Annotated in this window: 19 protein-coding genes and 2 pseudogenes; 11 read left to right on the top strand and 10 right to left on the bottom strand. The window is 66.1% G+C overall.

Going from position 1 to position 25,791, the window contains the following annotated elements; translation table 11 throughout:
* Positions 1 to 26: 26 nt before the first annotated feature.
* A pseudogene (locus tag G6N68_RS26670) lies at positions 27 to 3,304 on the bottom strand (helix-turn-helix transcriptional regulator).
* A gap of 143 nt (positions 3,305 to 3,447) precedes the next feature.
* Between G6N68_RS26670 and G6N68_RS26675 the strand changes: the two are divergent.
* Entirely contained in the window at positions 3,448 to 3,834 is a 387-nt protein-coding gene (locus G6N68_RS26675) for a hypothetical protein (RefSeq protein ID WP_163719191.1), read from the top strand.
* 19 nt (positions 3,835 to 3,853) lie between these two features.
* Here G6N68_RS26675 and G6N68_RS26680 read toward each other — a convergent pair whose 3' ends face one another.
* The 4 genes from G6N68_RS26680 to G6N68_RS26695 are packed head-to-tail and all read right to left on the bottom strand — an operon-like array spanning position 3,854 to position 7,808.
* Positions 3,854 to 4,804 carry an LLM class flavin-dependent oxidoreductase gene (locus G6N68_RS26680; protein ID WP_163719192.1) on the bottom strand — a complete coding sequence of 317 codons (951 nt, stop codon included), beginning with the start codon at positions 4,802 to 4,804 and terminating at the stop codon, positions 3,854 to 3,856.
* Between the two features lie 6 nt (positions 4,805 to 4,810).
* Positions 4,811 to 5,290, bottom strand: a complete 480-nt coding sequence (locus tag G6N68_RS26685; RefSeq protein ID WP_163719193.1) for a VOC family protein — start codon at positions 5,288 to 5,290, stop codon at positions 4,811 to 4,813.
* Positions 5,287 to 6,525: an MBL fold metallo-hydrolase gene (locus tag G6N68_RS26690; RefSeq protein ID WP_163719194.1), complete on the bottom strand. Its 1,239-nt coding sequence runs from the start codon at positions 6,523 to 6,525 to the stop codon at positions 5,287 to 5,289. The genes G6N68_RS26685 and G6N68_RS26690 overlap by 4 nt, the downstream gene beginning before the upstream one ends.
* Positions 6,526 to 6,539: 14 nt before the next feature.
* The gene (locus G6N68_RS26695; RefSeq protein WP_163719961.1) at positions 6,540 to 7,808 is read right to left on the bottom strand and encodes a sulfotransferase family protein; all 1,269 of its coding nucleotides are present in this window, start codon (positions 7,806 to 7,808) and stop codon (positions 6,540 to 6,542) included.
* 161 nt (positions 7,809 to 7,969) lie between these two features.
* Here G6N68_RS26695 and G6N68_RS26700 point away from each other — a divergent pair, with 161 nt between their 5' ends.
* From G6N68_RS26700 to G6N68_RS26710, 3 genes are all read left to right on the top strand, one after another.
* Positions 7,970 to 8,437, top strand: a complete 468-nt coding sequence (locus G6N68_RS26700; RefSeq protein WP_163719195.1) for a YbjQ family protein — start codon at positions 7,970 to 7,972, stop codon at positions 8,435 to 8,437.
* A 34-nt stretch (positions 8,438 to 8,471) separates the two neighbouring features.
* On the top strand, positions 8,472 to 8,834 hold the full coding sequence (locus tag G6N68_RS26705; RefSeq protein WP_163719196.1) for a hypothetical protein: 363 nt from the start codon (positions 8,472 to 8,474) through the stop codon (positions 8,832 to 8,834).
* Positions 8,835 to 8,913: 79 nt separating this feature from the next.
* On the top strand, positions 8,914 to 9,219 hold the full coding sequence (locus G6N68_RS26710; protein ID WP_240355926.1) for a hypothetical protein: 306 nt from the start codon (positions 8,914 to 8,916) through the stop codon (positions 9,217 to 9,219).
* 17 nt (positions 9,220 to 9,236) lie between these two features.
* Here G6N68_RS26710 and G6N68_RS26715 read toward each other — a convergent pair whose 3' ends face one another.
* Entirely contained in the window at positions 9,237 to 10,088 is an 852-nt protein-coding gene (locus tag G6N68_RS26715) for a PE-PPE domain-containing protein (RefSeq protein WP_163719198.1), read from the bottom strand.
* 263 nt (positions 10,089 to 10,351) lie between these two features.
* On the opposite strand from G6N68_RS26715, the gene G6N68_RS26720 reads away from it, so the two are divergent.
* From G6N68_RS26720 to G6N68_RS26730, 3 genes are all read left to right on the top strand, one after another.
* The gene (locus G6N68_RS26720; RefSeq protein ID WP_163719199.1) at positions 10,352 to 12,610 is read left to right on the top strand and encodes an acyl-CoA dehydrogenase family protein; all 2,259 of its coding nucleotides are present in this window, start codon (positions 10,352 to 10,354) and stop codon (positions 12,608 to 12,610) included.
* 9 nt (positions 12,611 to 12,619) lie between these two features.
* A complete protein-coding gene (locus G6N68_RS26725; RefSeq protein ID WP_163719200.1) occupies positions 12,620 to 13,906 on the top strand; it encodes an FAS1-like dehydratase domain-containing protein in 1,287 nt (428 codons plus the stop codon).
* A 109-nt stretch (positions 13,907 to 14,015) separates the two neighbouring features.
* On the top strand, positions 14,016 to 15,188 hold the full coding sequence (locus G6N68_RS26730) for a cytochrome P450 (protein WP_163719963.1): 1,173 nt from the start codon (positions 14,016 to 14,018) through the stop codon (positions 15,186 to 15,188).
* Between the two features lie 5 nt (positions 15,189 to 15,193).
* Here G6N68_RS26730 and G6N68_RS26735 read toward each other — a convergent pair whose 3' ends face one another.
* Entirely contained in the window at positions 15,194 to 15,811 is a 618-nt protein-coding gene (locus G6N68_RS26735; RefSeq protein WP_163719201.1) for a TetR/AcrR family transcriptional regulator, read from the bottom strand.
* A gap of 52 nt (positions 15,812 to 15,863) precedes the next feature.
* On the opposite strand from G6N68_RS26735, the gene G6N68_RS26740 reads away from it, so the two are divergent.
* Positions 15,864 to 17,018: a phosphotransferase gene (locus tag G6N68_RS26740; RefSeq protein ID WP_240355927.1), complete on the top strand. Its 1,155-nt coding sequence runs from the start codon at positions 15,864 to 15,866 to the stop codon at positions 17,016 to 17,018.
* Between the two features lie 98 nt (positions 17,019 to 17,116).
* On the opposite strand, the pseudogene G6N68_RS26745 reads toward G6N68_RS26740, so the two are convergent.
* A pseudogene (locus G6N68_RS26745) lies at positions 17,117 to 18,470 on the bottom strand (IS256 family transposase).
* Positions 18,471 to 19,256: 786 nt separating this feature from the next.
* The gene (locus G6N68_RS26750; protein WP_163719202.1) at positions 19,257 to 20,552 is read right to left on the bottom strand and encodes an HNH endonuclease signature motif containing protein; all 1,296 of its coding nucleotides are present in this window, start codon (positions 20,550 to 20,552) and stop codon (positions 19,257 to 19,259) included.
* Positions 20,553 to 20,756: 204 nt separating this feature from the next.
* On the opposite strand from G6N68_RS26750, the gene G6N68_RS26755 reads away from it, so the two are divergent.
* Complete coding sequence (locus G6N68_RS26755) at positions 20,757 to 22,250, top strand: PPE family protein (RefSeq protein ID WP_240355929.1); 1,494 nt, start codon at positions 20,757 to 20,759, stop codon at positions 22,248 to 22,250.
* A gap of 119 nt (positions 22,251 to 22,369) precedes the next feature.
* Here G6N68_RS26755 and G6N68_RS26760 read toward each other — a convergent pair whose 3' ends face one another.
* Positions 22,370 to 23,137 (bottom strand): NUDIX hydrolase, encoded by a 768-nt coding sequence (locus tag G6N68_RS26760; protein WP_163719204.1) that lies wholly within the window; start codon positions 23,135 to 23,137, stop codon positions 22,370 to 22,372.
* A gap of 141 nt (positions 23,138 to 23,278) precedes the next feature.
* Here G6N68_RS26760 and G6N68_RS26765 point away from each other — a divergent pair, with 141 nt between their 5' ends.
* Both G6N68_RS26765 and G6N68_RS26770 read left to right on the top strand, forming a co-directional pair.
* On the top strand, positions 23,279 to 24,217 hold the full coding sequence (locus G6N68_RS26765; protein WP_163719205.1) for an ARPP-1 family domain-containing protein: 939 nt from the start codon (positions 23,279 to 23,281) through the stop codon (positions 24,215 to 24,217).
* 75 nt (positions 24,218 to 24,292) lie between these two features.
* Positions 24,293 to 25,732, top strand: a complete 1,440-nt coding sequence (locus tag G6N68_RS26770) for an ADP-ribosylglycohydrolase family protein (RefSeq protein ID WP_163719206.1) — start codon at positions 24,293 to 24,295, stop codon at positions 25,730 to 25,732.
* Positions 25,733 to 25,791: the final 59 nt, after the last annotated feature.

The raw sequence follows: 25,791 nt of genomic DNA on the forward strand, positions 1-25,791 counted from the left end.
CCGGTGGCGATTTTCGCGAAGGACTATTACTGCGCAGACGCGCGCCGGGCCGCCTCCTGCGCGAGCTGGACGCGCGAGGTGAGCCCGAGCTTGGTGTAGATGTGCGTGAGATGGGCCTGCACCGTCCGGGGCGAGACGAAGAGCCGCGCGGCGATGTCCTTGTTGGGCAGGCCATCGCGGATCAGCGCCACGACCTCGAGTTCGGCGGGTGTCAAGGCGGCCCAGCCGCTGGCGGGCCGCTTGCGCTCGCCGCGGCCGCGCTGCGCGTAGGCGATCGCGGCCTCGGTGGACAGGGCCGCCCCCTCCGCCCAGGCCGCGTCGAACTCCGAGGCGTCCATGGCATCGCGGAGTGCCGCAACCGAAGATTCGTAGTCGGCCTGATGGACCTTGAACCGCACCAAGCCGGTGCGCTTTCGGAACGCCTCGGCCGCGCCGAACAGCCGGGCGGCCTGTTGACCGTCGACATCTTTGGCCAGGTCGGCAAGGCACTCGAGGATGCCGGGGAGCGGTTGGCGAACCCCCGAGTTCACGGCGCAGGCCAGCGCATCATGGGCGTAACGTTGCGCTTCCTCTCGGTCTCCCTCTGCGACGGCGACGCGGGCTCGGGCCAATAGTGCCGCTGCCAGGTGCCATCCCGTCGCCACCGCGATAGCTTCGTCGGCCCACCGTCGCGCCCGACCCCGAGGTCGCCTTCTGCCAGCGCCACCTCGACGGAACAGAAGGCGCGTTGCGCGACGGCCATCTGAGGCTGGGCCAAATTGATGTAGTGCCAGGCCCGCTCGCTGGCCTCGTGGGCGGTGTTGACGTCGCCCGCGGCCAGCGCCGCCACCGCCGAGGCCACTTGACCCATCGCCTGGAAGTAGACATCCATGCGCGACGCGGTCTCGAGTGCTCTGTCGCCCACGGCGCGCGCCGCATCGACATCACCCTGGTATGTGAGTGCAGCACTCAGGCCCATCAGGTTGAGCGGGAGGAGAAACTCATCGTGTTCTTCCTCGCATTCGGCGCTCACGCCCTGGAATGCCGCGATCGCGCCGGCCACATCGGCCTGCATTAGCTGCGCCCAGGCCAGGAACGACCGGCACCACCGCGAGTTCGGCCGGTCACCGATAGCGTCCGCGAGATCGCGGCCTTCTTCCCCGGCCGCGCGGGCCGACGTCGGGTCGCCCACGCTGACCGCCGTGTTGGTCTGCCACGCGAGGATCTGGCTGAGGCTTCATCGGTCGTCCAATTTCCGCGCGAAACCCATTGCCTCTGAGTAGTACTTTGCAGCCAACTCGCCGTTGTAGCGCATGGCGCCCTCGATGAACCCAAGCGCGGTCAACGCCCGCGCCAGCAGGGCCGGGTCACCGAGGTCGCGGGCGATTGCCAGAGCGCGCTGGGCGGGATCGATGGTGCCGCCGGCAAAGATGTCTAATACCGCGGTGTCGGCGAGGGCGCGGGCGCGTACCGCGGCGGGCACGTCGAGGTCGTCGAGATCACGTTCGGCGACTACGGTGTCGAACCAGGCCCGGCCCTCCAGCATGCGTCCCCGCGTCAGCCAAAGCGGTTGCAGGGACGACGCGAGCGACAACGCGCCCTCGCAATTGGACGTCTCCAGGTTCCATCCCAACGCGTTGCGCAGGTTGTCCATTTCGATTTCGGCTTGTTCGAGCCGTTGCTGGTAGTCGGTGCGCGCGGGCGCGTCTAGCGGGGCCGCCATCGACGTGTAGTAATCACAGTGGCGCGACCGGACGGCGTCGGCCTCGCCGGACTCGCCGAGCTTTTCCAGCGCGTATTGGCGCACGGTCTCGAGTAGTCGATATCGTGTTGCGTCCCCGACGCTCTCGGCGACCACCAGGGACTTGTCGACGAGCAGGGTGAGTTGGTCGAGCACCTGGTAGCGCTCGACCCCGTCGGCGCCGGCCACCGCCTGGGCAGCGTCGAGGTCGAAGCCGCCCAGGAATACGGCCAGTCGGCGGAACAGCACGCGTTCGGTCTCGGTGAGCAGCGCGTGCGACCAATCGACCGACGCACGCAGCGTCTGCTGACGGCGCACGGCGATGCGCGAGCCGCCGGTCAGGAGCCGGAACCGGTCGTGCAGGCTGTCGACGATCTCGGTCAGCGACAGGGTTCGCACCCGAGCCGCCGCGAGTTCGATGGCGAGCGGCATCCCGTCCAGGCGTCGGCAGATCTCGGTCACGTCGCGGAGGTTGTCGTCAGTCACGGTGAACCCGGCCCGCGCCAACCGGGCGCGATCGGCGAACAACTCGATGGCCTCGTCGGACAACGAGAGCGACGGCACCTGCCAGGCCGCTTCGCCCGTCACACCCAGGGGTTCGCGACTGGTGGCGAGCACGGTCAGCCGGGGCGCGGCGCCGAGCAGCGCGGCGGCCAAGGATGCGGAAGCGTCGAGCAGATGCTCGCAGTTGTCGAACACCAGCAGCATGTGCCGGTCGCGAAGGTGTTGCTGCAGCGTCTCGACGGTCGTCCGGCCAGGCTGGTCGGGCAGGCCCAGCGCGCGGGCCGCGGTCACCGGAACGACGACGGCGTGGGTGATCGGCGCCAGATCGACGTAACTGATTCCGTCGGTGTATTGGGCGGCCAAGTCCGCGGCCAGCTGGACCGCCAGGCGTGTCTTGCCCGCGCCACCCGCTCCGGTGAGGGTGACCAGCCGGTTGCTCGCCAGCGCCTCGCGGAGCTTTGCAATTTCCGACCGTCGACCGACGAAACTCGTCAGTTGCGCCGGAAGATTTTGGGAGACAGCGGCTTTGGGTGTACGCAGCGGCGGGAATTCGTTCCGCAGTTCGGGATGGCACAGCTGCACCACCCGTTCCGGCCGGGGTAGATGTGAGAGTTGATCGACGACCATCAACTCGGTCGCGCCCGACAACACGGTTTGGCCGCCGTGGGCCAGCTCCCGCAATCGCGCGGTGCGGTTGATCGTCGGGCCTACGTAGTTGCTCCGATCCCGTGGGTCTCTGAGCCGAACCTCGCCCGTGTGAATTCCGATCCGCAGCCGAATTGGCGCCAACGGTCCCCGCTGCAGGTCCAGCGCGCAGGCCATCGCGTCGGAGGCGCGGGCGAAGGCGATCACGAAGCTGTCGCCCTCACCCTGCTCGACCGGGCGGACCCCCTCATGGTTGGCGACGACTTCGGCCAGCACCTGATCCAGGCGTGCGACGGCGGCGGTCATCTCGTCGGGTTGGGTCTCCCACAGCCGCGTCGAGCCTTCGACGTCGGCCAGCAGCAACGTCACGATGCCGGTTGGTAACCCGGCCGGAAGCTCGCTAACGCCCACGTCGCTCCAGTCAGTCTCACTCATGCTAACCAGCTTGGGGCGGCGCCGAGCGAACAACATCGGCGGAATCGCTGATAACGCTCGACCCGCTACGCGTATGCGCCTCGGCGGCGCCTAGGCGGTGGGCGGCGACGACCGACGACCAGCGTCGGGGTAGGTTCAGCGGCGTGATACTCACAGGCGCCTTCCTGGCAGACCAAGCTGCCGCGGTCGACAACAAACTCAACGTGTCGGGCGGCGTGCTGTCCCGATTCGCGCTCGGACCCGACCGATTGGCCCGCTTTGTGCTGGTGGTGCTGACTCAATCGGAGCCGGGCAACACCGAACGCAAACTAGAAATCGAGATGCGGCCGCCGTCGGACGCCGACCCGATCAAGCTCGACTTCGAGGTGCCAGAGAGCGCCGTCGCCGAGTTCCCCGGGTTCGCCTTCTTCGAACTGCAGCTGCGCCTGCCCGACAACGGCCGCTGGGTGATGGTGGTGAGCGGGGGCACCGGCGCGATCTCGCTTCCGATCCTGGTGAGTGACCTGCCGCCGACGACGTTCGGCTTCTAACCGCCGCTTTCGGCCGCACCTAGCCGTTGAGCGCGGGCAGGACCGTGTCGGTGAGCAGTTGCACCGACTTCCACGCTTCGTCGATCGGCATGCCGCCGACCAGTGGGTGCAACACGATCGGTCCGAAGTTGTCGGCCTCGCGGATTTCGGTGATGAGCTGCTCGGGAGTCAGGAACCGGTAGCGTCCCGACGCCTTGACCTCATCGAGGGTCTGGACCCCCGGCAGGTGCATCAGGGAACGTTCGTCGGACGACCAGCCGCCGTAGGTGACCGCCTCCCAGAGAATGTAGTCACCGAGTTCGGCCCAGGCCCGGTCCGGATCCTCGTGGAGGTAGATCATCCCGCGGTTGGTCGGGCCGGGCATCAGCACAAACGGCGTGCTGCCCGCCTCGGCGCACAACTCGCGGTAGAGCGCGTCCACGTCGGGCAGGTAGTCGGCCAGGCTGAGCGGTAGCCGGAACCGCGCCGCCCGGCGCGCAGTGGCGCGCGAGCCACCCCCGATGTACAGCGGCGGATGCGGCCGCGACCAGGTCCCGATGGTGGCCCAATACGCCAGCATGCGTTCCACCAGTGCGTCCATCAGCTTGCCGCGCTTGCTGAAATCCACGCCGAGTTCGTCGTATTCGACCGTCCGATAGCCCAGCCCGATCGTGGTGTGCAGCCGGCCGCGGCTCATGTTGTCGACGAGCGCAATGTCCTCGGCCAGCCGGACCGGATTCCACAGCGGCCCCAGCGCACAGTCCACGCTCGCGATCAGTCTCGACGTGCGCGCCAGGAACATCGAAGCGGCCATGATCGGATTACAGCTCCAGCCGTGTCCGGTCACGTGATGCTCGTCGACGCTGATCGAAGTGATGCCGCGCGATTCACCCCATTGCGCCAGTTCCAATGCGGCGCGAATCAATTCACCCTGGGTACGTGGATTGCCTTGCGGTGAGCCGAAGTTGAACCGCAATACGCTGATCAGCATGTGCGGCTACCGGTCCGGGGTCTGGGACCGCAGGAACGCGGACCAGTCGGGAAACAGTGCGCGGTCGACGATTTCGATCCGGGTGCCGAATGCGTCGACGTAGTAGGCGAACAGCGCGAGCTTCTGCCCCGGCACGTGGCCGGTCATTTCGAAGGTGAAGCCGGTGTTCTCCAGTTGTTCGCCCGTGGCGGTGAGATTGTCGGTGAAATAGCCCAGGTGGTGCACGGCGTTGCCGGGAGCCGCCGTCCACGGCGTTCCCTGAACCTCCTGGATGAGTTCGAGGTGCGGACTCTGCAGCGAATAGACGACGGTGGAGGTGAGTTCACGGGTGCCGGTAGCGGTGCGGAAGGGCAGCGTGTAGTTCAGTGGCGTGATCCACTCGTACCCGGCCAGCGTGCTGAAGTGTTCCATCGCGGCATCGAGGTCGGGCACGACGATGCCGGTGTGATAGAGGTCTTCTGGTTGCAGTGCGAATGTCACGGTCATGAGCTCCTTGCTATTTGTTGCTTGAGCCACGCGCTTTCCCAGAAGTTCACGCTGTCGCCGAGCAGGCTCTCGTGGGCGGCCCGAAGCACCTCGCGGGCGCCGGCATGATCGGCGGGGACGAGCTCGGCAAGGTGAATCGCATGTAGCGGACGGCCTGCTTCCAGGTGTTCCCGCGCGCGATCGACCAGCGCCTCGGCACCGGCCAATTCGACCACGTCGGCGCGGACCTCATCGAATCCGACCGGGTAGAGCTCCGTCGTCGACCGGTGGTGAAACCATCCGGAGTAGTTCTCCCAGATCGCCCGCACATCCCAGGCGACCTTGCCATAGCCTTGGCCCACTTCGTATTCGGCGGGCAGGGTGATCTCCCGCATCAGGGTGTGGATGTCCTTGCCCGCATTCATCCCGGCAACGGTCTCGTCATGCACGTACTGAATCGCATCCCGCAGCCGGGTCAACTCGGCGTGGATGCGTTCGGCCCCGGCGATCGGGTCGAAGTGACCGGTCACCAGGAGCTCGGGCTGCAGGTCGCGGACCCGTTCGATGGAGGAGATCGCCGTCAGCGCATCCCGGTAACGATCGCCTCGGATGGTGACCAGATTGGGGATGTGCCCGAACAATGGGCCAAAGGTATTTCCACACAAGCATATTCGCTCGTCGGGCAGCCACACTACGAGCGAATCGGTTGTCTCGCCGCCGGGCACGGCGATCAGCTCCAGCCGTCGTCCGCCGACCTCGAGGGTGAGCGTGTCCTCAAATTCGAGGTCGACGGTGGGAACGCTCTGCCCCGGCAGCCGCGAGGTGCCGAGGCGCCGCTGAATGGCGCGGATGCCGTCGGCGAGTGTGTCTTTGAACGCGAACGCGCTGCGGTTGGCACGGTACGGGAGCAGGCGCTCGTTGTCATCGCGCCACAAGGTCCAGTTCGCTTGGGCGACAACCGTTGTATCCGGGTCACGCACGCTGTCCAGTCCGCCCACATGGTCCACATGCCCCTGGGTGAAGATGACGTAGCGCACCGGCGAAGAATCGACAGCGTCGAAATTGGCGCGGTGGACCGGACCCTCAAAGCCCATGCCGGTGTTGACGATCACCCTGCCCTCGCCGGTGGTGAGCAGATAGGCGTTCGACAGCCCCGGCGAACACCACAGGCCGGGAGCGACCTGTTCGGCCGCTTCGGCGCACGCCGGGCGCATGGCGTCGGCACCGGGCCGGCTGCGATACACCGGTTCGAACATGGCAGTTGTCTCCTCTATTCGGGCCGCACGTCGAAACGGTCAAAATAGAAGCCGAAGCGGTTACGTAGCTCGTCGGCGGTCACGCCGAAATGGCGCTGCAGTTCGTAGCGGATGCGGCCGTGCTTGCCGCGCGGATTGCTCGCCAGGTACCGCTCGAAGCGTCGCCGCACCTTTGGTGTCAGTTCGACTTCGCCGCGTCGGTAAAGCTCTTCCAGGAGCGGCATCTCGTTGCCGTTGAGGTGATGGAAGCTGATGTCGATGCTGCGTTCGGCCGGCACCAACTCGCGGTCGCGCACACAGGCGCTGAGTAGCCGGTGCACGCGGTCGGTCCAGTAGTCCAGCAGCCAGTCCGGATCGATGCTGTTGCGGCGCAGCCGATCCGAATACGCCATCATGGTGATCGCCGATTGGATCACCGCGACCGGGTCGCGGTGGGTGAACGCCACTGTCGCATCGGGGAAGGTCGCGGTCAGCGCCGGCAGTTGCTCGCAATGTTGCGGACTCTTCAGGATCCAGGTGCGCGGCCCGCGCAGAAAGGTCAACGCCTGCAGCACTTTCTTCAGGTACGCGTAGTGCCGGGTCTGGTCCAGGTTCATGTAGTAGTCGCGCCAATCGGGCACGCGCGCATGCCATTCCAGGACATACGACGCCATGTCCAAGTCGAGCAGTTCCACCTCCTCTTCGATGGCCTCGGGGAACCGGTCGTGCATGGCGGCGACCACCGGCGCACTGGCCATCAGCGCCTCGTGCTCCCGCTTGGTCCGCGTGTACCGGGGGTCGACGCCGTTGATGTCCGGTCCCTCACCGCGGGCCGGAATCGGTTCCTGGCTCTCCCAGTACGGCAACGCCCGTCCGCGCGGGTCCGCGGCGATGAGGTTGACCAGGTGCGTGGTTCCCGAACGCGGCATGCCGACGACGATGAAGGGGTTCTCTATCTCGATCGACTCGATTTCGGGGTACCGCTTGAGGAGCTCGGTCAACGACAACCGGTTGCGCAACAGGCGAACCACTCGTTGTCGCAGGGATGAACGGGTGAGCTGGCGCAGGCCCTCGTCGGCCTCGATCGCGGCCAGGTGTGCGCGCAGGCGGTCGGTGAATCCATCCGTGTCGTCGAGGTCGGTTGCCCCCGCCTGCGCCGTGGCCTCCGCGAGCATCTGGTCGAGGTCGAAGTTGACGCGCTTGGCCTCGGTGAACTCCAGCACCTGGCGCTGGACGTCGGTGAGTTGGGGCGACGTCAGGTCGTCGAAGGCGAGGTCTGCAGCGTCGTCGGCGGCCTGCTGAATTGCCCCCGTGGCTTCGCTCGCAGCACCCACGCGACCTCCTCGCCGTCGTAGCCGGGATATGACACTGACCGTAGCCGGGGACGCTTCGTTAAGCGACTACCGGTGGCGGTACCCTGCACCGGGAGCCAGCCAACAACTTGCCTACACAGAAAGGTCGTCCGGTGCTCGTCGTCACTACCAATGACATTCCCGGTTGGGAGATCCAGCGCGTCTGTGGCGAGGTTTTCGGGCTCACCGTTCGCTCGCGAAATGCCTTCGCGCAGTTCGGCGCCGGGTTGAAGTCGATGTTCGGCGGAGAGTTGCAGGGTATGACCAAGAACCTGGCCGAAAGCCGTAACGAGGCGATGTCACGGCTGATCAACGAGGCCCGCACCAAGGGCGGCAACGCGATCGTCGCAATGCGGTTCGACACGACGGAACTCGGCGACGTGTGGACCGAGATCTGCGCGTACGGCACCGCGGTGCAGGCCGTGCCGGTCACCGATGCCGCGCGCTACACCGCGTCGCAACTCGGCTACGGCGGACCAGCACAGCCGCAGCAGCACCCCCACCAGCCGCAGCAGCACCCCCAGCAGCCGCACCCGCAGCAGTCGCAACCGCAGCAGCCGCAACCGTACGGCGCCAGCTGAGATATCCCAGGCCAGTGAGCGTAGGTTCAGCGGAGTGATAGTCGGGGCTTTCCTGGCCGAAGCGGCTTCGGCGGTGGATAACAAGCTCAGTGTGTCGGGCGGCGTGCTGTCCCGATACACGGTCGACGAAGACCGGGTGGCCAAATTCCTGCTGGTGACACTGACTCAGGCCGAGCCGGACAATCCGGACCGGCGAGTCAACGTGGAGATCAGGCCGCCGTCGGAGGATGACGAGCCGCAATTCCTCGAGTTCGAGCTACCCGAGGCCGCCGTCGCCTCCGAGGTTGGATTCGCGATCTTCGGCATCGAGGTCATCCTGCCCTTCAACGGACGCTGGGTCCTGTTGGTGACCGGCGGCGCGGGCGCGATCTCGCTGCCACTACTGGTGATGGGCTGACCCCGCGCATAAGCTGAATTCCCGAGGTCGGGGGACGGACCTTGGCGGGAGGCCTGCGATGCGGTGGTGGAGTCATCGTTTGGCCGTCGTCGCGGTGGCTGCGTTGGCGCCGATGGCGACGGCGACGCTGGTGACGCCGGCAGTCAGTTCAGCCCGCGATTGCGATTTCAACATGTCGTTCAATTTCGCCACCGGCGAGTGCAAACTGCAGCCCCCGATGCCGGAGTGGTACCAGGTCCCGCCGACCTGGGCGCCGCCCTACGCGCCGCTGGACGTGGCACCACCCCCACCGCCACCGCCCTGGGCACCGACGCTCGATCCGGTCTGGGATCCCCGCTCCGGCGGGTGGGGTGTTTGGGTGGGTCCGGTCTGGACGCCGCTGTAGCAATTTCGCGCCACCCGTCAGTAGGGCGGCGGCGGCGCCTCCATCGGCCGGCTGTACGCGGCCTCGACGCTGGGGCGAAGCTGCATGTCGGCGATTCGCTTTGACGCGTCCGATGTCGTCAAGTTCAGCGTGACCATCGGCAGGTAATAGGTCGCGGGCGATCCCAATATGTAGGTCGCATTCCCCTCGACATATGTCTTGTTCGACGGATCGTTGAGCCCGATGTTGCTGTAGTCGCCATGCACTTGCCGGTATTGCCCCGCACCCCCGACCCACATGGCGGCAAATCTGTTCATTCGAGCGGTGGAGTTCGAAAGGTCGTTCGGGCAATCGGCCCAGAAATCGTATTGGCGGGAAATGACCTTGACCGTATATCGGGTGTCGGCCGGGAACCCTTTTCCGCCATAAGCGGCGGTGCATCCGCTGTTAGGGATGCTCATGCAGCCATTGTATTTGCTTTCCGGATCGCCGGTGAGAACAAAGGTCACCGTCGTCGGGTCGATATCGCTTCCCGGGCCGAATCTGCGCAGCCAATCGTCTATGACCTGCGCACCTTCGCTGTGTCCCAGGACGATCTTCGGCCCCGCGGTGGCATGCAGATATTGATCGAGCGTGTCGGCGCCCCGGTGCACATTGATCGCCGCCGGAAGGTTGGTGTATGGCACCCGTACCGTGGTATTTGGCGGCCAGAACAACTCACCCCGCAACCAGTTCGTGGGTAACCGGCGAAATGCCGGGTCAAGGGTGAAGACTGTCGCGGGAACCGCTTCGTCGGCCGCATGGGCAACCGTTGGTGTAACGACAGCAGAATTGCCACCAATCGTCAGCAACAAAACGATCGAAGCCAGAGAGCGGCTTAACGATGCCATCCCATGCCCCCCGCCACTACAGCGAAATTAGCACTCGCATACATACCATCGTGGACGTCAATTACCGCCGCCTGCGTTATGAATTGACACCATAATGACGCCGTGTCTTTACACGGTGTCGCATTTCGCCCGCCGGCGGAGCGTCAACACGCGATTAAGACGGTTGATACTCTGTAGACGATTTGAGTATCACACGGTCGTTTCAGCGGAAGGCCAAGCCAATGACGGCTTCGACGACATCATCGATCTCAAGGTGAAATCCGTTGTCCGCTAACGAAACCGACTGGAAGCCTCGGCTGCAGCGGCTCCTTGACGATTTCGCCGGGCGGCCAAGAGACGTCGCTGGCGATCGCATTGAGGCCGCCCGCCGCTGGCATGCCGAGCTGGTCGACAACGACCTGGCCGCCCCTGGATGGCCAAGATCGGTCGGCGGATTGGCATTGTCGCTGGAGGACCAACTCGAGTACTACCGGATGACGACGGCCGCGGGCACGCCGCCGCACCCGTGCCCGCTGTCGTTCATCGTGGCGCCCACGCTGATTACCCACGGCACCCAGGCGCAGAAAGACCGCTTTCTGAAACCGCTGCTGCGGGCGGACGAGTTCTGGTGCCAGGGCTTCTCCGAACCGGGCGCCGGCAGTGATCTGGCGTCGTTGTCCACCAAGGCCATTCATGATGGCGACTGCTACCGCGTCACCGGGCAGAAGGTGTGGACGACGATGGCCGACCGCGCCGACTGGATGTTCGCCCTGGTGCGCACCGGCCCGCCGGGTCGCAGCACAGATGGGATTAGCTACCTGCTCATCCCGATGGACAGCGCGGGCATCACGGTACGCCCGCTCCGCGACATCAGCGGCGCGGCGCACTTCGCCGAGGTGTTTCTGGACGACGTCGCGGTGCCGGTGGAAAACCTCGTTGGCGAGGAGGGCCGCGGGTGGGAGATCATGCGGACCTCGCTCGGCCACGAGCGGGCCACCGCCTTCCTGGCCGACGAGTTCAAATACCGTCGCACCGTCGACCGCGTCGTAGCCCTGCTGGCGAGAAGCGGTTTGACGGCCGACCCGTTGGTGCGTCAGGACATCGCCCGGCTGGAGTCGGGCGTGCAAACGATCGCCGCGAACAGCGCACGCGCGCTCGCGACGGTGCTGCGCGGCGAGGATCCCGGCGGCGTCGCCTCGGTGAACCGATTGGTGAAGTCGGAGTTCGAACAACACCTGCACGCACTGGCGTTGCGGGCGTTGGGACCGCGAGCGGTCTTGGGTAGTCGGGCCGCGATCGCCGCTGACGGCGGGCGCTGGACGTACGGGTACCTGATGAGCCGCGCCACCACCATCGGCGCTGGAACCGCCGAGATCCAGCGCAACACCATCGCCGAGACCGTCCTGGGCCTGCCGTCACACCGCGGCGAGAAGACCCGTGACGCCGCCGTGGTGCCAGGGACACCGCTGGCCCTGCCCGACGACGACGAGCGTGAGCTGCGCGGCGTGCTGGCCAAGGCACTGGACGCCTGCGTCGACGTCGGAACTCTCCTTGACCGCAGCCGGCCCATCGGTTCGTGGGACCGCCGCGCCTGGTCTGCGCTCGTCGAATTCGGGCTGCCGGGTCTGGCGGCCGACGAGTCGCTGGGCGGGGCCGGGGCGCGGCCGCGGTTGCTCTATGCCGCGGTGGAGGAGGCCGCAAAGGCGCTGACGGCGGCTCCGCTGGTGCCGACACTCGGCGCTCTGGCGGTGGCGACCGCGGTGGGGGCGTCCGACGCGGCGCTGCGCATCACCGGCGGTGCACCCGCGGCGTTCGTCGTGCCCCTCGACGACTCAGGCTGGCGCACAACGGATTTGCCGCGCTGGGACGGGGGCGGGGTAACCGGCTCCGTGCCGATCGTGGCGGGTGCGCCCGCTGCCGAGGTGCTACTGGTGCTGGCCCGCGACGGCGACGGCGAGGCTTTGTTGAGCGTCGACCCGAGCGGACCCGGTGTGACCGTCACCGCGCACCAATCGCTCGACCTGACCGCGACGATCGGCTCGGTCGACCTCGCCGACGTTCCGGCCGCCGTGCTGGCGACCGGCGATCGGGTGCGGGACGGGGTAGCGACCGCGCATCGGGCGGCGGTGCTCGCCGTCGCCGCCGACTCGGTCGGGGTGGGATCGCGTGCGCTCGAGATGGCTGTGCGTTGGGCAGGTGAGCGCGAGCAATTCGGCCGCCGGATCGGCAGTTTCCAGGCGATATCGCACCGCTGCGCGGACATAGCCGTCGCGCTGGAAGGCGCCCGCAGCCAGGTCCTGGCCGCCTCCGCCTGCCAGGCTGATGCCGAACACCTGGTGGACCTGGCGGCCGCGGCCGCGTTAGACGCCGCGGTGCTGGCGGCCGAGGGCGCCATTCAGATCCACGGCGGCCTGGGCTTCACCTGGGAGCATCCGGCGCATCTGCTGCTGCGCCGCGCCCAGGCCAACGCGGCCCTGGTCGGTCGGGCTGACGCATTGCGTGAACGGGCCGTGCGGAGAATCTTGAACAACCGGCGACGCTAAGGAGATTTGATGACCACCACGGAGGACAACACCGCTGCCGTCGAGGGCCGCATCACCGACGAGGACATCGAACGGGCCCGCGATCAAATCGGCATTCCGGTCTACAAGTCCGGTGAGTTGTGGAACAGGGTGCCGTCCCAGGATGTCATCAGCCACTTCGCCTTTGGCTGCGGGGACGACAATCCCCTGTTCCACAACCCGGCGTACGGCGCCACGACGCGCTGGCACGATCAGATCGCGCCGCCGACGTTCTTGATCTCCACCGGACTCGACCAGACGCCGAAATTCACTGACCCGGAACGAAAGAAGCTGTTCAAGGGGCTGTTTCGGGGCACGGGCAAGTACTACTCGGGCGTGAAATGGACCTGGTACAAACCCGTTTACCCGGGCCGACCGGTCTTGGTCGAGCATTACACCCTGGACGTGGAGGTGAAGGAGAGCTCTTCCTTCGCGGGCGGCCGTTCGGTCAAAGAGACCTTCCGCAGTCTTTATGTCGACATCGACGGCAATCCGATCGCCACCCGGGACGAGTCCTACATCAACGCCGAGCGGCATGGTTCGAAAAAGGCCGGCAAGTACTCCCACATCCAGCGTCAGACCTGGACCCAGGAAGCACTGGCGGAGGTAGAGGCCGCCTACGAAGCCGAGGTGCGTCGCGGCGCCGACCCGCAGTGGTGGGAGGACGTCAAGGTCGGTGACCAGCTACCGCCGGTGATGAAGGGCCCACTGACCGTCGTGGACATCATCTGCATGCACATGGGTTGGGGCTGGGGCGGATACAGCGTCGGACCGCTGAAGTACGCCCACAAGATGCGCCAGAGGATGCCGGCGTTCTTCGTGCCCGACGAGTACGGAGTGCCCGACGTGGTGCAGCGCCTGCACTGGGATCCCGAGCGGGCCAAGGCGTTAGGCATACCGGCACCCTACGACTACGGGCAGATGCGTGCGGCGTGGATCAGCCATCTGCTGACCAACTGGATCGGCGATGACGGCTGGCTTGCCGAGATGGAAGTCCAGACAAGGGGTTTCAACTACCACGGTGACATACACCTATGCACCGGAACCGTCACAGCCAAGGATGGCCCGCAGGACGTGGTCTCGGTGGACGTGGCGGCCACGAACCAGCGCGACGAAGCGACCACCAAGGGCACCGCGAAGGTGTTGTTGCCCTCCAAGCAGACCGGAGCTGTCGTGCTGCCGGTTCCCGACCCTGAGTTGCGGGGCCGGGGCGCGCGGGTCGCCTCGGCCAGACGCGGCAAGGTGGGCGAGGAGCTGCGCCGCCTGCACGGCGAGTAAAGCTAGCGAATTCGCGGCGGCATCCACGGCCGTAGGGCCTGGTCGAGCATCTGGAAGGAAGGACAGGAACGTGAGCGGTGAAACCCAGGTGGGCGCGGGCCAGTGCCCGGTGGACAAGTTCGAACTGACCGCACTGGGCGGCCCGGCACTGATCGGGTTCCAGAGCATCGACGACCGGCAGGACCGACTGCGCCCGGTGTTCCGTAATGAAGAGGGCAACGGCTATTGGATGTTCACCGACTACAGCGCGATCTTGGAGGGATTGCAGCATCCGGAGTTGTGGTCGAGCAGCGTGATCGTGCCGACGGACCCGAACCCGCCGTACAAATGGATTCCGGTGATGATCGACCCGCCCGAACACGCCAAGTGGCGGCACGTGCTGGCCGAGTACTTCTCCCCCGGCCGGGTGAAGTCCTTGCGTGACGAGCATCGCCGATTGGCCGCGGAGTTGGTCGAGAAGATCGCCCCGCAGGGCTCCTGCGACTTTGTCAAACAGGTGGCGCGGGTGTTTCCCTCGCACATCTTCCTCAACATCATGGGGATGCCCGTCGAGCGCCTCGACGAGTTCCTGGAGTGGGAAGACAAGATGCTGCACCAAACCGGCGTTGGCGACGAGGTGATGGCCGTCCGATTGGAAGGCATGCAGCAGGTCGTCGCTTACTTCCAAACGCTGATTGGGGAACGCCGCGCGAACCCGCACCCCGACGCCGACGACATTGTCAGCGCCGCGATCGGCTGGACCATCGACGGGGAACCGGTCGCCGACGGAGATCTGCTGAACTGCCTGCTACTTCTGTTTATGGCCGGACTGGACACCGTCGCAAGCCAATTGGCCTACGCCATGTTGCATCTGGCGAGCCACCCTGATGACCGGGCGCGCCTGGCAGCCGAACCCTCGATCATTCCGCTTGCGGTCGAGGAGTTGTTGCGTGCGTACCCGATCGTCCAGACGGCCCGTAAAGCCACGCGCGACATGGACTTTCACGGCTGCCCGGTGAAGGCCGGTGATATGGCGTCGTTTCCGTTGGCGGCCGCGGGGCGTGACGAGACGATCTTTCCCGATGCCCGTCACGTCGATCTGGACCGCGGTGTCACCCGGCATATTTCGTTTGGGGCCGGCCCTCACCGTTGCCTCGGCTCGCACCTGGCCCGCCAGGAGATGACCGTCATGCTCGAGGAGTGGCACCGGCGCATCCCCGACTATCGGGTGGTCAACCAACCCGTCGAGCATGCGGGTCAGGTGTTCGGCCTCGACTCGCTCGAATTGAGTTGGGGCCGTTGAAGGCGTCAGGGGCGCGTCAGGGGGGCCAGCAACGTTGTGATCATGCGTCGCACCTTGGCCTCGTCATCGAGTGACGCGCCGAGTTCCGGTGCCAGCCAGACACTTCCGAAGAAGCGCAGGAGAAGCTCCGCGATCGATTCGGTGTCGGTGCTGACACCGATTTCGGCGGCCGTCTGGTCAAGGTAGCGCCTCAGTCCGTCGAGTTGGAACTGCGTGAGGCGGGGGTCGCGGTGTAGCGGCAGCGCGTCGTCTTCCTCGGCGAGTCGACGGGCGACAGGGTGGGTGCGGATGACCCAGACCGTGTGAACCGACAACTCGACGAGGCGCTCGAGCGGATCGTCGATCGCGCCGCCCTTCTCCCCGAACTCGGCGACCAGGCGCTGCAGCTCGCGCGCCAGTGCCTGCCTGATCAGATCGTCCTTCGATTCGAAGCGGCGGAAGACCGTCGCGCGGCCCACCCCGGCGGTGCGGGCGACGTCCTCAACGGTCATGCGTTCCATGCCATATCGCGCCAGGCAGCGCAGCGTCGCTTCCAGGATCGCGGTGTCCGACGCGTCGCGTTCCACCGGCCGGGCGGAGAGCGCGCCGGCCAGGAGGTTGCCAGCCTTCGGCGTGGGACTCATTGGCGATTACAGTATCATCCGTCTCACGCGGTTACGGTCCGCGAGGAGGACGATGAAGCCCGGCAGCACCACCCGCGCGATTGTGGAAACCGCACTGGCGATATCGCCGTGGTTGCCTGCGCCCAAACCACATTCGGCCGACGGGGTCGATGCGCGGTGGCTGTCACAGCAGTTCGCGGGCCGGGCGCCCGGAGCGGTGGCCGAGGCGCTGGTGCCGCTGGACGGGACCACCGGAACGACCGACCGTCGCCGCCTGGGGATCGAATGGAACGACGCGGGTATTGCCGCGGGACTTCCTTCGAGCTTGTTCGTCAAATCCACGCCGCTGTCGGCCAAGAACCGCACCATGGTTGCCGCGCTCGATATGGCGATCAACGAGGTGCGCTTCTATCAACAGCTGCGGCCCGAGCTCGGCGACGACGTCGCGCCGGCGGTGTATGCCAGCCATGCCGGGCACGGTGCCCGTCATCTGTTGGTGCTGGAAGATCTCGTCGCCTCCGGCGCACGATTCCTCGCCAAACCGGATGAGGTCGATCTGGCGTATGCGCAGGGCATGATGCGCGCCTTGGGGAAGTTGCACGCGGCGTTCTGGGAGAGTCCGCGGTTGGCGGCCGACCTGTCGTGGATCGCGCCGGAAAGTCGGCGGCCCGGTTTCAAGCTGCTGCTCTGGCAGTTCCGCTCGATGCGCAAGAAGCTGTTGTCGTCGGACGAGCACGATCTGAATCCGGCGGTGCGACGCATGGCCACCTTCGTCAACGAGCACGACCGAGCGCTGCATGCCCGTTGGGAACGCGGGCCGCAGACGGTGCTGCATGGTGACGCGCATGCCGGAAACTCCTACAGCCTGCCGGACGGACGTGGCGGCCTGCTGGACTGGCAGGTGATCCACCGTGGCCCGGGGATCCGCGAAGTCAGTTACTTCTGCACCCACTCCATACCCACGGAACTGCGTCGTGCACACGAGGAGTCACTGCTGCGGCTCTATCTGGAGACGCTGGCCGAGCACGGTGTCGAGGACCCACCAGACTTCGACACGGCCTGGCAGGCTTATCGGTTCTTTGCGTTCGATGCGTGGGACTCGGTCGGGATGTGTGTGGTGTGGCCGGGATTGCAGCCCGCGGAGTTTGTGGTCGAAGGATTTCGACGGGCAAACCTCACCGTGCTCGACCTCGAAGTGGACAAGGCGGTCATGGGGGCGCTGGGGTAGCGGCTGCCCTTGGCTGGCAAGGCGAGCTACCGCCTACCTCGGAGCGTGTCAAGTTTTCTGTGTAAGTCGCCTGTTTGGTTTTCTTGTTAGTCGTCGAGTTATAGGTACCGCTCGATGCGGTCTGGGTAGACCAGCGAGAGTTGTTCGAGTGCCTTCTTCCAGTTGGTGACCACCTGTCCTTCCACGAGACGTCCGGGCGCTGTTCGGCAACGTTTCTGGGCGTATTTTTTGGCCCGTTCGGCGGCGCGTTTGTCCTCGATGTTGCAGATGGCCAGCCAGAGGAGTTTGACCACGGCGGCATCGTTGGGGAACTGGCCTCGGGTCTTGATGACCTTGCGCAACTGGTAGTTCAGCGATTCGATCGCGTTCGTCGTGTAAATGACCCGGCGCAACTCGGGCGCAAACGCCAGGAAGGGGGTGAACTGCTCCCACGAACGATCGAAAACCCTGGTCACCGTCGGATTTTTCTTGCCTAACTCCGACGTGGTGAACGCATCGAGTTCGGCACGGGCAGCCTCAGCATCCGCCGCGGTGTAGACCGGTTTGAGGGCTGCGGCCACGGCTTTGCGGTCGCTGTAGGACACGAACCGCAGCGCGTTGCGCAGCAGATGCACCACACAGGTCTGCACGGTGGCCTGCGACCAGGTGGCCGCGATCGCCTCGGGAAAGCCGGTCAGCCCGTCGCAGCACACGATCAGCACGTCGCGAACGCCGCGATTGGCCAGATCGGCACACACTGAGGCCCAAAACGCCGCTCCTTCGTTCTGCTGGACCCAGATGCCCAGCACGTGCTTGATCCCGGCCATATCGACGCCTACGGCGATATGAGCGGCCTTGTTGCGGGTGTGGCCGCCGTCTTTGACCTTGACCACGATCGCGTCGAGGTAGACCACCGGGTAAATCGGGTCCAGCGGCCGACGCTGCCAGGCCAGGACCTCCTCGGAGATCTCATCGACGATCTTGGAGATCGTCTCGTGCGAAACATCGGTTCCGATCGTCGAGGCAAGATGAAATTGAATGTCGCGCAACGTCATTCCACCGGCGTACAGCGAGATGATCATGTCATCGAGCCCGCCGAGACGGCGGGCGCCCTGGGCACCAGCCGTGGAGTGAACGAGCCGTCGCGATCGCGCGGCACCTCCAACGGGACGGGGCGGCCTCGGTCTGCACCGTCTTCGGTGAGGTGCCATTGCGGGCATTGGGCAGCGCACGCCCCGCCGGGTCGCCCTTCTCATAACCCAGATGATCAGTCAGCTCAGCAGCCAGCCCACGCTCCAAGGCGAGCTTGATCAACCCTGGCAACAAACCACCCTCACCGGTCAACGCAACCTCGCCGGAATCGACCTGAGCCAGCAAATCGTCCACCACGCCCGACGCCCGAAGCGCCTCGGCCATCTCCACCGTGGACTCCACCTCACCTAGCGCCAAATCTTCGTCCTTGCCCGTCGCCATGTCCTGAGATCCTTCCGTCAGGACTTACACAGACGATCTGACACCCCCCTACCTCGGGGTCAGCGACAACGTGGAGAAGGTCGTGACCGACCGGGTGAGTTCGCCGATGAACTCGCGCCCGATCGTAGGTTCGTCGAGCACGAGGCGAATTATGAACTGCTGCAACGCTTGTACTGCAACCCTAACCATGGCTGGGCGTTGCCGGAGCGGTACGGCGTTGGTGACGCCGGCCAGGGGCGCGCTGCCGCGCGGGCGAGTCTCGTCGGCACTTAGCGCGTGGGGCCCCCTTGTTGCCCGGTGCTTTTCGCTGGGCGGCGCCCTCGGTGTTGACCGTGATCACAGGCGTCACATCTGTACCGTGAGCGGACCATGAGGTGATCGCGGAAAGCGCTGGCGTATGCGCTAGCACCGATGTCAGACGGGCCTGCGTCGCACGTGCATCGCCGGGCGCCATGCCGCGGACTACGCAGCCACGACTCTTGCGCTCAGGGGCGGTAGCCACATGCGTCACACCGGCACCGTCAGCAGACCATGAGGCGATCGTCGAAAGCGCTGGCGTATGCGCTAGCACCGATGCCAGACGGGCCTGCGTCGCACGTGCATCGCCGGGCGCCATGCCGCGGACTACGCAGCCACGACTCTTGCACTCACGGCGGTAGCCACATGCGTCAGATCGGCACCGTAAGCAGACCATGAAGCGATCCGCGAAAGCGCTAGCACCCCGACGGCCGGCATGCAGCGCCGCCCGAGGGTCACGACCCGACTCGCCCCAGCCGTGAGCCCGGTCTAGTTGCTGGTGGGCGACTCGGGTTCGTACGGCTGGTACCACCACCAGTCGGCGCGTTCACCGGTCGGCCCGGGACACGGCGGCACATCGGGCGGTGGCTGCGTCGGTGGCCGCGCCAACGACGCCCCGGTCAACACCCGCCCGTCACTGTCGGTGATCCGCAACTGGTCAGCGGGGCCGGTGATGGTGATCACCCCGCGGTGATGCAACCGATGATGAAACGGACACAGCAACACCAGATTCGCCAACTCGGTGGCCCCGCCATCCTCCCAATGCACGATGTGATGGGCATGCAAACCCCGGCTGGCCCCACACCCGGGAAACGCACACCCCGGATGGCGATACTCCAACGCCCGACGCAACCGGCGACTGATCCCCCGCGTCGTTCGCCCGGCCCCGATCGGCTCACCCTCACGCTCGAACCACACCTCACAGCTGGCATCACAGCCCAACAACTGCCGCTCGGACCGCGACAACACCGGACCCAGATGCAACGACCCCACCCGATCCTTGACATCGACATGCATCACCACCGTGGTGTGCTGCCCCTGCGGACGCCGCGCCACCTCGCTATCCCACCCCGCCTGCACCAACGCCAGAAACGCCTCCACCATCGTCGGCATCGGCACCGCAAACTCCCCACCCCCGCCACCGCCGACGGCCTCACGCTCACGCTTCCACTGCGCCATCAACCCCTCCAGATGCGAACCCAACGCCGCATCGAACGTCGCCGCCTGCACCGCCGGCAACTTGATCCGCCACCAGCTGTACTGCCCATCACCGCTCTTGCTGACCGACCCCCGCAACTCCGGCTCCACCGGCCCCGACCCCGACTCGGACTTGGACTCGGGCGCGGGCGACGGGTCGGGGCGCGGCTCCAACCGCACCGCCGTACGCAACTGAGTCACCGTGGCCACCGAAGCCAACTCCGCATAATGCTCATCCGAGCCATCGCCAGCCCGCGCCGCGATCACCCCCACCTGATCCAGCGACAGCCGCCCCTCTTTCAACCCCTGCACACACCGAGGAAACTCCCCCACCCGCCGCGCCACCGCAGCCATCGTGTGCGCATTACCCGGCGACACCCCCGTCTTCCACGCCACCACCGCCGGCAACGACCGCGCCCCGGTCATCCCCCACAACTCGTCACCCTCAATCTGAGCGAAGATCTCCACCATCCGCCCATCAATGGCATTGCGCTGACCACTCAACTCCGCCAACTCAGCAAACAACACCTCCAACCGCTCCTTAGGAATCAACCCCACCCCACCCGAAGAAGCCGCCACCACAGACATACCCCCATCAAAACAGGCGCCTATGACAAAACCGGGCCTTAAGCGACCAAGTACCGAAAATTGTTGAGCTCCAATGACGTTGGAGGAGACAAGATGACTTCGACCTAAGCGGGAACTTCTCCAGCCCACGGAGCGACAACCACTACAGCTATGCCGTTGGTTTGTCGGATCCCGGGGAGGGGGTTCCCTGGTATGGCGATTTGGATGGCGTTTCCACCGGAGATACCCTCCGCCGAGCTCAGTAGCGGACCCGGACCGATTGGTTTGTTGTCGGCGGCGCAGGCGTGGAGTTGGCTGAGTGCCGAATATGCCTCAACGGCAAATGAACTCGCCGCAATCCTGGCGGGCGTGCACGCCGGGGCGTGGGAGGGCCCGACTGCCGCGCGGTACACGACCGCCCACGGGCCCTATCTCGCGTGGCTGTCGCGAGCCAGCGCCGACAGCGCGGCCGTGGCCGCCCGGCACGAAACCGTCGCGGCGGCATACGCCATCGCCCTGGCCGCGATGCCAACCCTGGCCGAGCTTGCGGCCAACCATGCGACGCATGCGGTCTTGGTCGCGACGAACTTCTTCGGAATCAACACGATTCCCATCGCGCTCAACGAGGCCGACTACGTCCGGATGTGGATTCAGGCCGCTACGACGATGACCGATTATGAGGCGGTCTCCAATGCGGCCGCGGCATCTGCTCCGCATACGGAACCGGCGCCTGCGATCCAGCCGTTCCACGCCGAGCACGAACATGAGCATGAGCCCGGGCACGATCACGGCGGAATCATCGACAACGACGAGGGCGACCCAACGCAACTGACTTGGTGGGTGAACCGGGTCACCCAGGTCACCAATACCTTGGGAAGGGATCTCGCGGAATTCCCTCAGAACCCGTCGGCGTCCCTCGCGCGGCTTGCGTCCGATATCCCGTTGCTTATTGCCGACGAGATCAGTCATGCGGGCGAAGTCATCAGCACCTTCCCGCAATTGCAGGCCATTCCATTCCTCCTGCCACTCACCAACGCCAGCTTTGCGGGCGGAGCCGCGGGGCTAAGCGGGTTGGCCGGAATCGAGTCCGGCGCGGTTCCCGCCCCACCTGCGCCGAACCCCGCGGCGCCCGAGCCAGCCTTGCCAAGCGTCGCAAGCTCGTCCGTGAGCGCAGCAGCCCCAGCGGCCCCGGCTTCCGCTCCGACGTCCGCGCCGACCGCCACGCTGACCACGGCGGGGACCCCTAGCGGCCCACCGCCACCGGCCACCGGCTTCGCAGGTGGCGCCTACCCCTATCTGGTGGGCGGGCCGGCCATTGGTCCCGACTCGAAGATGCGCGTCGGCGCCCAGCAGAGAGCGCCCGAACCCGATCTGGTCGCCACGCCGTCAGCAGCAGCCGCGTCGACGCGCGCAGCAGCGCGAGCACGCCGGCGTCGTAAGGCCGCCATGCCGGATCGTGGCTACCGCCATGAGTTCGTCAGCCTTGACGGCGCTCCGGACGAGGACATGAACCGAGACGACGCCGCGATGGGGCCGGATCGAGGGGCCGGAGTGCTGGGATTCGCCGGCGTTGCATCCGATGCCGGCGCTCAGGCGGCGGGGCTGGCGAGCGTAGGCCGCAATGAGTTCGGCGGCGGGCCCGTGATGCCGATGCTTCCCGGCACGTGGGCGATGGACGAAGGCGGTGTAGGTGTTGAAGAGGCAGATAACGCTCAGTGATGGCTCCACTCAACCAGTCCAGTTCGCCCGGTGGTGCCGGACGCACGCGTAGTAAGCATCGCGGTCATTTGTGCGGGCTAGTTCTACCGGGGGACCGTTGTCGGGGTGCCAGGTAGAAATCAATTCCCGCCCGGGCGCTCCTTGGGCCGGCGCCGCAGCGGTGGTTGGATCCGCCATGCACTACCAACTCGGAACAACTCCGGCGGACGCCCTCCACGATCGCCGGCGGCCGTGCCTCTTCGCCCGGTCGACTCGACGTAGCTTTCCGAGGTCGCCGTAGCTGGCGACGTGGTCAAACTGCGACGGAAATTCGCCGGATCGATCTTGACGTGCCACAGCCCCTCGTACACCTTCTGCAGGTCCGTCAGTGTGAAGGTGTCACCCACAAACTTCGTCGCCAGGTCGGTCTGCTCGAGTTCGTTTGCCGCCCGGCTTAAGGCATCGGACAGGATGTCGTTGTGGTCGAACGCCAGCTTGAGACGCCGAGCATCGTCGACTGGCCATAACTGCGCCGCAGCGGCATCGGTGCCGGACTGCAGCTTGTCCAAGCGGGGCATTACGGCCAGGTACGCCACCGTGACCACATTGGTGCGCTCGTCACGCCCAGGGTCGCCGTAGGCACGGAACTGCGCCAGATGTCCGGGAGCGGTCACCCCGGTCTCTTCGCGCAGTTCACGCCGCGCCGCCTCGTCGAGCGTCTCGTCAGGCCGCTTGAATCCACCCGGCAGCGCCCAAAAACCGGCAAACGGTTCGACGCCGCGCTGCACCAACAGCACGTGCAGGCTTTGCTCCCGCATGGTCAGGATCACGATGTCCACGGTGACGGCGAAGCGGGGGAAGCGCGAAGGGTCGTAGTCGTCTGGAACGTCATGCGCTCGCTTGACCATGAGGGCATCGTAGAGCCGTACTTGTCAAATTGACAAATACAGGGTTCAATACATGGTAATAGTCGCAACGACTAATACCGGCGATCGAGGGCGACGTACCCCGAACTCCGGGGACGGACCGCAACCGGAATAGGAGCGCCGATGACCCTGCACATGAACCCCGCCCTTCCCCTGCTGCACGTCGGCAGGGGCGCCCAGTACGGCGCCTTGACCTTGTTCCCCGTCTGGGCCGACGGCGGTGCCGCCACTGGTCTCGAGTGGGACCTCGACGACCTCGACGTCGGTGAGCAGCACGGTGGTGGGCAGGTGAACTCGCTGACCGCCGTGAATCTCGGCTCAAAACCGGTCGTTCTCATCGAAGGCGACCTGCTCGAAGGCGGCTGGCAGACACGGATGGTCGCCCACTCGACCATCGTTGCCCCTAACGAGACGACCAACATTGGAGCGCTATGCGTGGAGCACGGCCGGTGGGAGCAAGGCGGCAGCCGTAGCCACCGGGCCGCCGGCCGCCGCGTCTCCGCAACGCTTCGGACGGCCCGCGACCGCGCCTACCGCCAGGGCGCAAACCCTCAGCAAGCGGTTTGGCACGGGATCGCCTCCCGCTACGAGGCCCACACACCTACCGCGACCAGATCGTTCGCCGATCACCTCGACCGTGTCAGCCGCACCCGTGGCCAGCGGATCGAGCGACCGCTGCCGAGCAAGCCGCTGGCCGGCCAGCGCGGCGTGATCATCGGCATCGGCGGACGGGTGCTCGGCATGGAGCTTCTCGCCACGGCCGCCGCGCTCACCAAACGGTGGAACGGCATCCTTGAGGCTGCCCTTTTTGACGCGGAACACGCGCCTGAGGTGGCGACTTCGGGCCACCGGGCCCGTGCTTTCGCACTCAAGGTCGAGCAGGCGCACATCAACGTCGACCGCGAATCCCCTGCTGTCGTCAGCCTCACCGCGACCCAAGGCTCGACGCACCTCAGCGGGATCGCGCTACCGACACCGGACCGCTCAATCGACGCCGAATTCTGGCGCATCGTCCACCTCGCCGCATACAACCACGAGCACCCGCTGCTCACGGCGATCTAACCCCTCGCCGCAGCTCCCCCGCTGCCCCACCCGCCGTCCAATACAAAGCCCGGAAAACACCAGAAGGAGACCCCTATGAACGACACCCTGAAGTCCCACCGCACCGACCGCGCGATCGGAGCCGTTGTCGGCTCTGCCGTCGCCGACGCCCTCGGCTCGCAATACGAGTTCGGCTCCGCCCACCCCGACACCTTCGAGCCGACCTTCGGCCGCTCCGTCTTCGGCCACGAAGTCGGCGAATGGACCGACGACACCCAGATGGCCATGCCGATCCTCGAGGAGCTCGCGAACGGCGCGTCCCTTAACGACGCGACCACCCTCGGCCGCATCCTCGCCGTGTGGCAGCGCTGGCACCACGACGCTAAGGACGTCGGCAACCAGACAGGCGCGGTGCTCGGCGCGCTCGGCGACGACCTAACCGAGGATGCTGGGCGCGCCGCCGCTCGGGAGATCCACGAACGTCGCGGCTACAGCGGCGGCAACGGCTCACTCATGCGCACCGGCCCGGTCGCCCTCGGGTACCTGGCGGACGGTCAAGAAGCGGATCTCGCCGATGCCGCCGCGCGCATCGCTCAACTCACCCACTGGGAGCTGGACAACGTCGATGCCGTCGTGCTGTGGTGCCTCGCGATCCGGCACGCGATCCGTACCGGCCAGTTCGACCTCCGGGCCGGTCTCGAATTCGTCCCGGCCGGCGCCCGCCGCGACCGCTGGTCCGACCTCATCGACCAGGCGACCGCCGCCGGCGCCCACCCGCGCGACTTCCGACAGGACAACGGCAGGGTGGTCGTAGCTTTCCGCGCCGCGGCCGCTGCTATCCAAGGTGCAACCGATTTCCGCAGCGCGATCACTTGTGCAATCCGGGGCGGCGGCGACACCGACACAGTGGCCGCTATCGCGGGCTCCCTCGCCGGTGCCCTGTACGGCGTCTCCGGCATCCCGCTGTCCTGGCAGCGCAAGGTGCACGGATGGCCCGACTATGACGTCCACGACTTGAGCGGGCTCGCTTTCCTTGCCGCGCGCCAAGGTAGGCCGACCGCGGACGGTTACCCGACGGCGCCGACAGTGCCCAGCGCACACTTTCTCCGCACTGCACCGGTGCAGCACCCAGCCGACCCCGGCGTATGGCTCGGTTCCCAGAACGCACTCGACGTACTGCCCGATTCCGTCACTGCGGTGGTCTCGTTGTGCCGCGTCGGCACCGCCGAGGTCCCGAAAGGTCTTGAGTCGATCCAGATTCGGCTGATCGATCAGCCAGGCCACAACTTGAACCTCGACTTCACCCTCGCCGACGCGACCGACGTCATCGCTGAGCTCCGCGGCGAAGGCAAAGAAGTCTTCGTTCACTGTGCCGAGGCGCGCTCGCGGACCGCCGCGGTGGGAGCGCTGTATGCCATCCGACACTGCGGCGCTGCAACCGAGCAGGCGTGGACGCAGGTCAAATCGGTGCTGCCCTACTTCGACCCATCCCCAGAGAATCAGGATGCAGTCAACCGGCTCGCTTTAGAAGGCTGATCAGAGTGCGGGGCAGGTCAGGGCCGCCCTCATCGGTGACGCCAAGACCAAGAAGAAAG

The sequence above is a fragment of the Mycobacterium bourgelatii genome (assembly GCF_010723575.1).
GTDB classification, from domain to species: Bacteria; Actinomycetota; Actinomycetes; order Mycobacteriales; family Mycobacteriaceae; genus Mycobacterium; species Mycobacterium bourgelatii.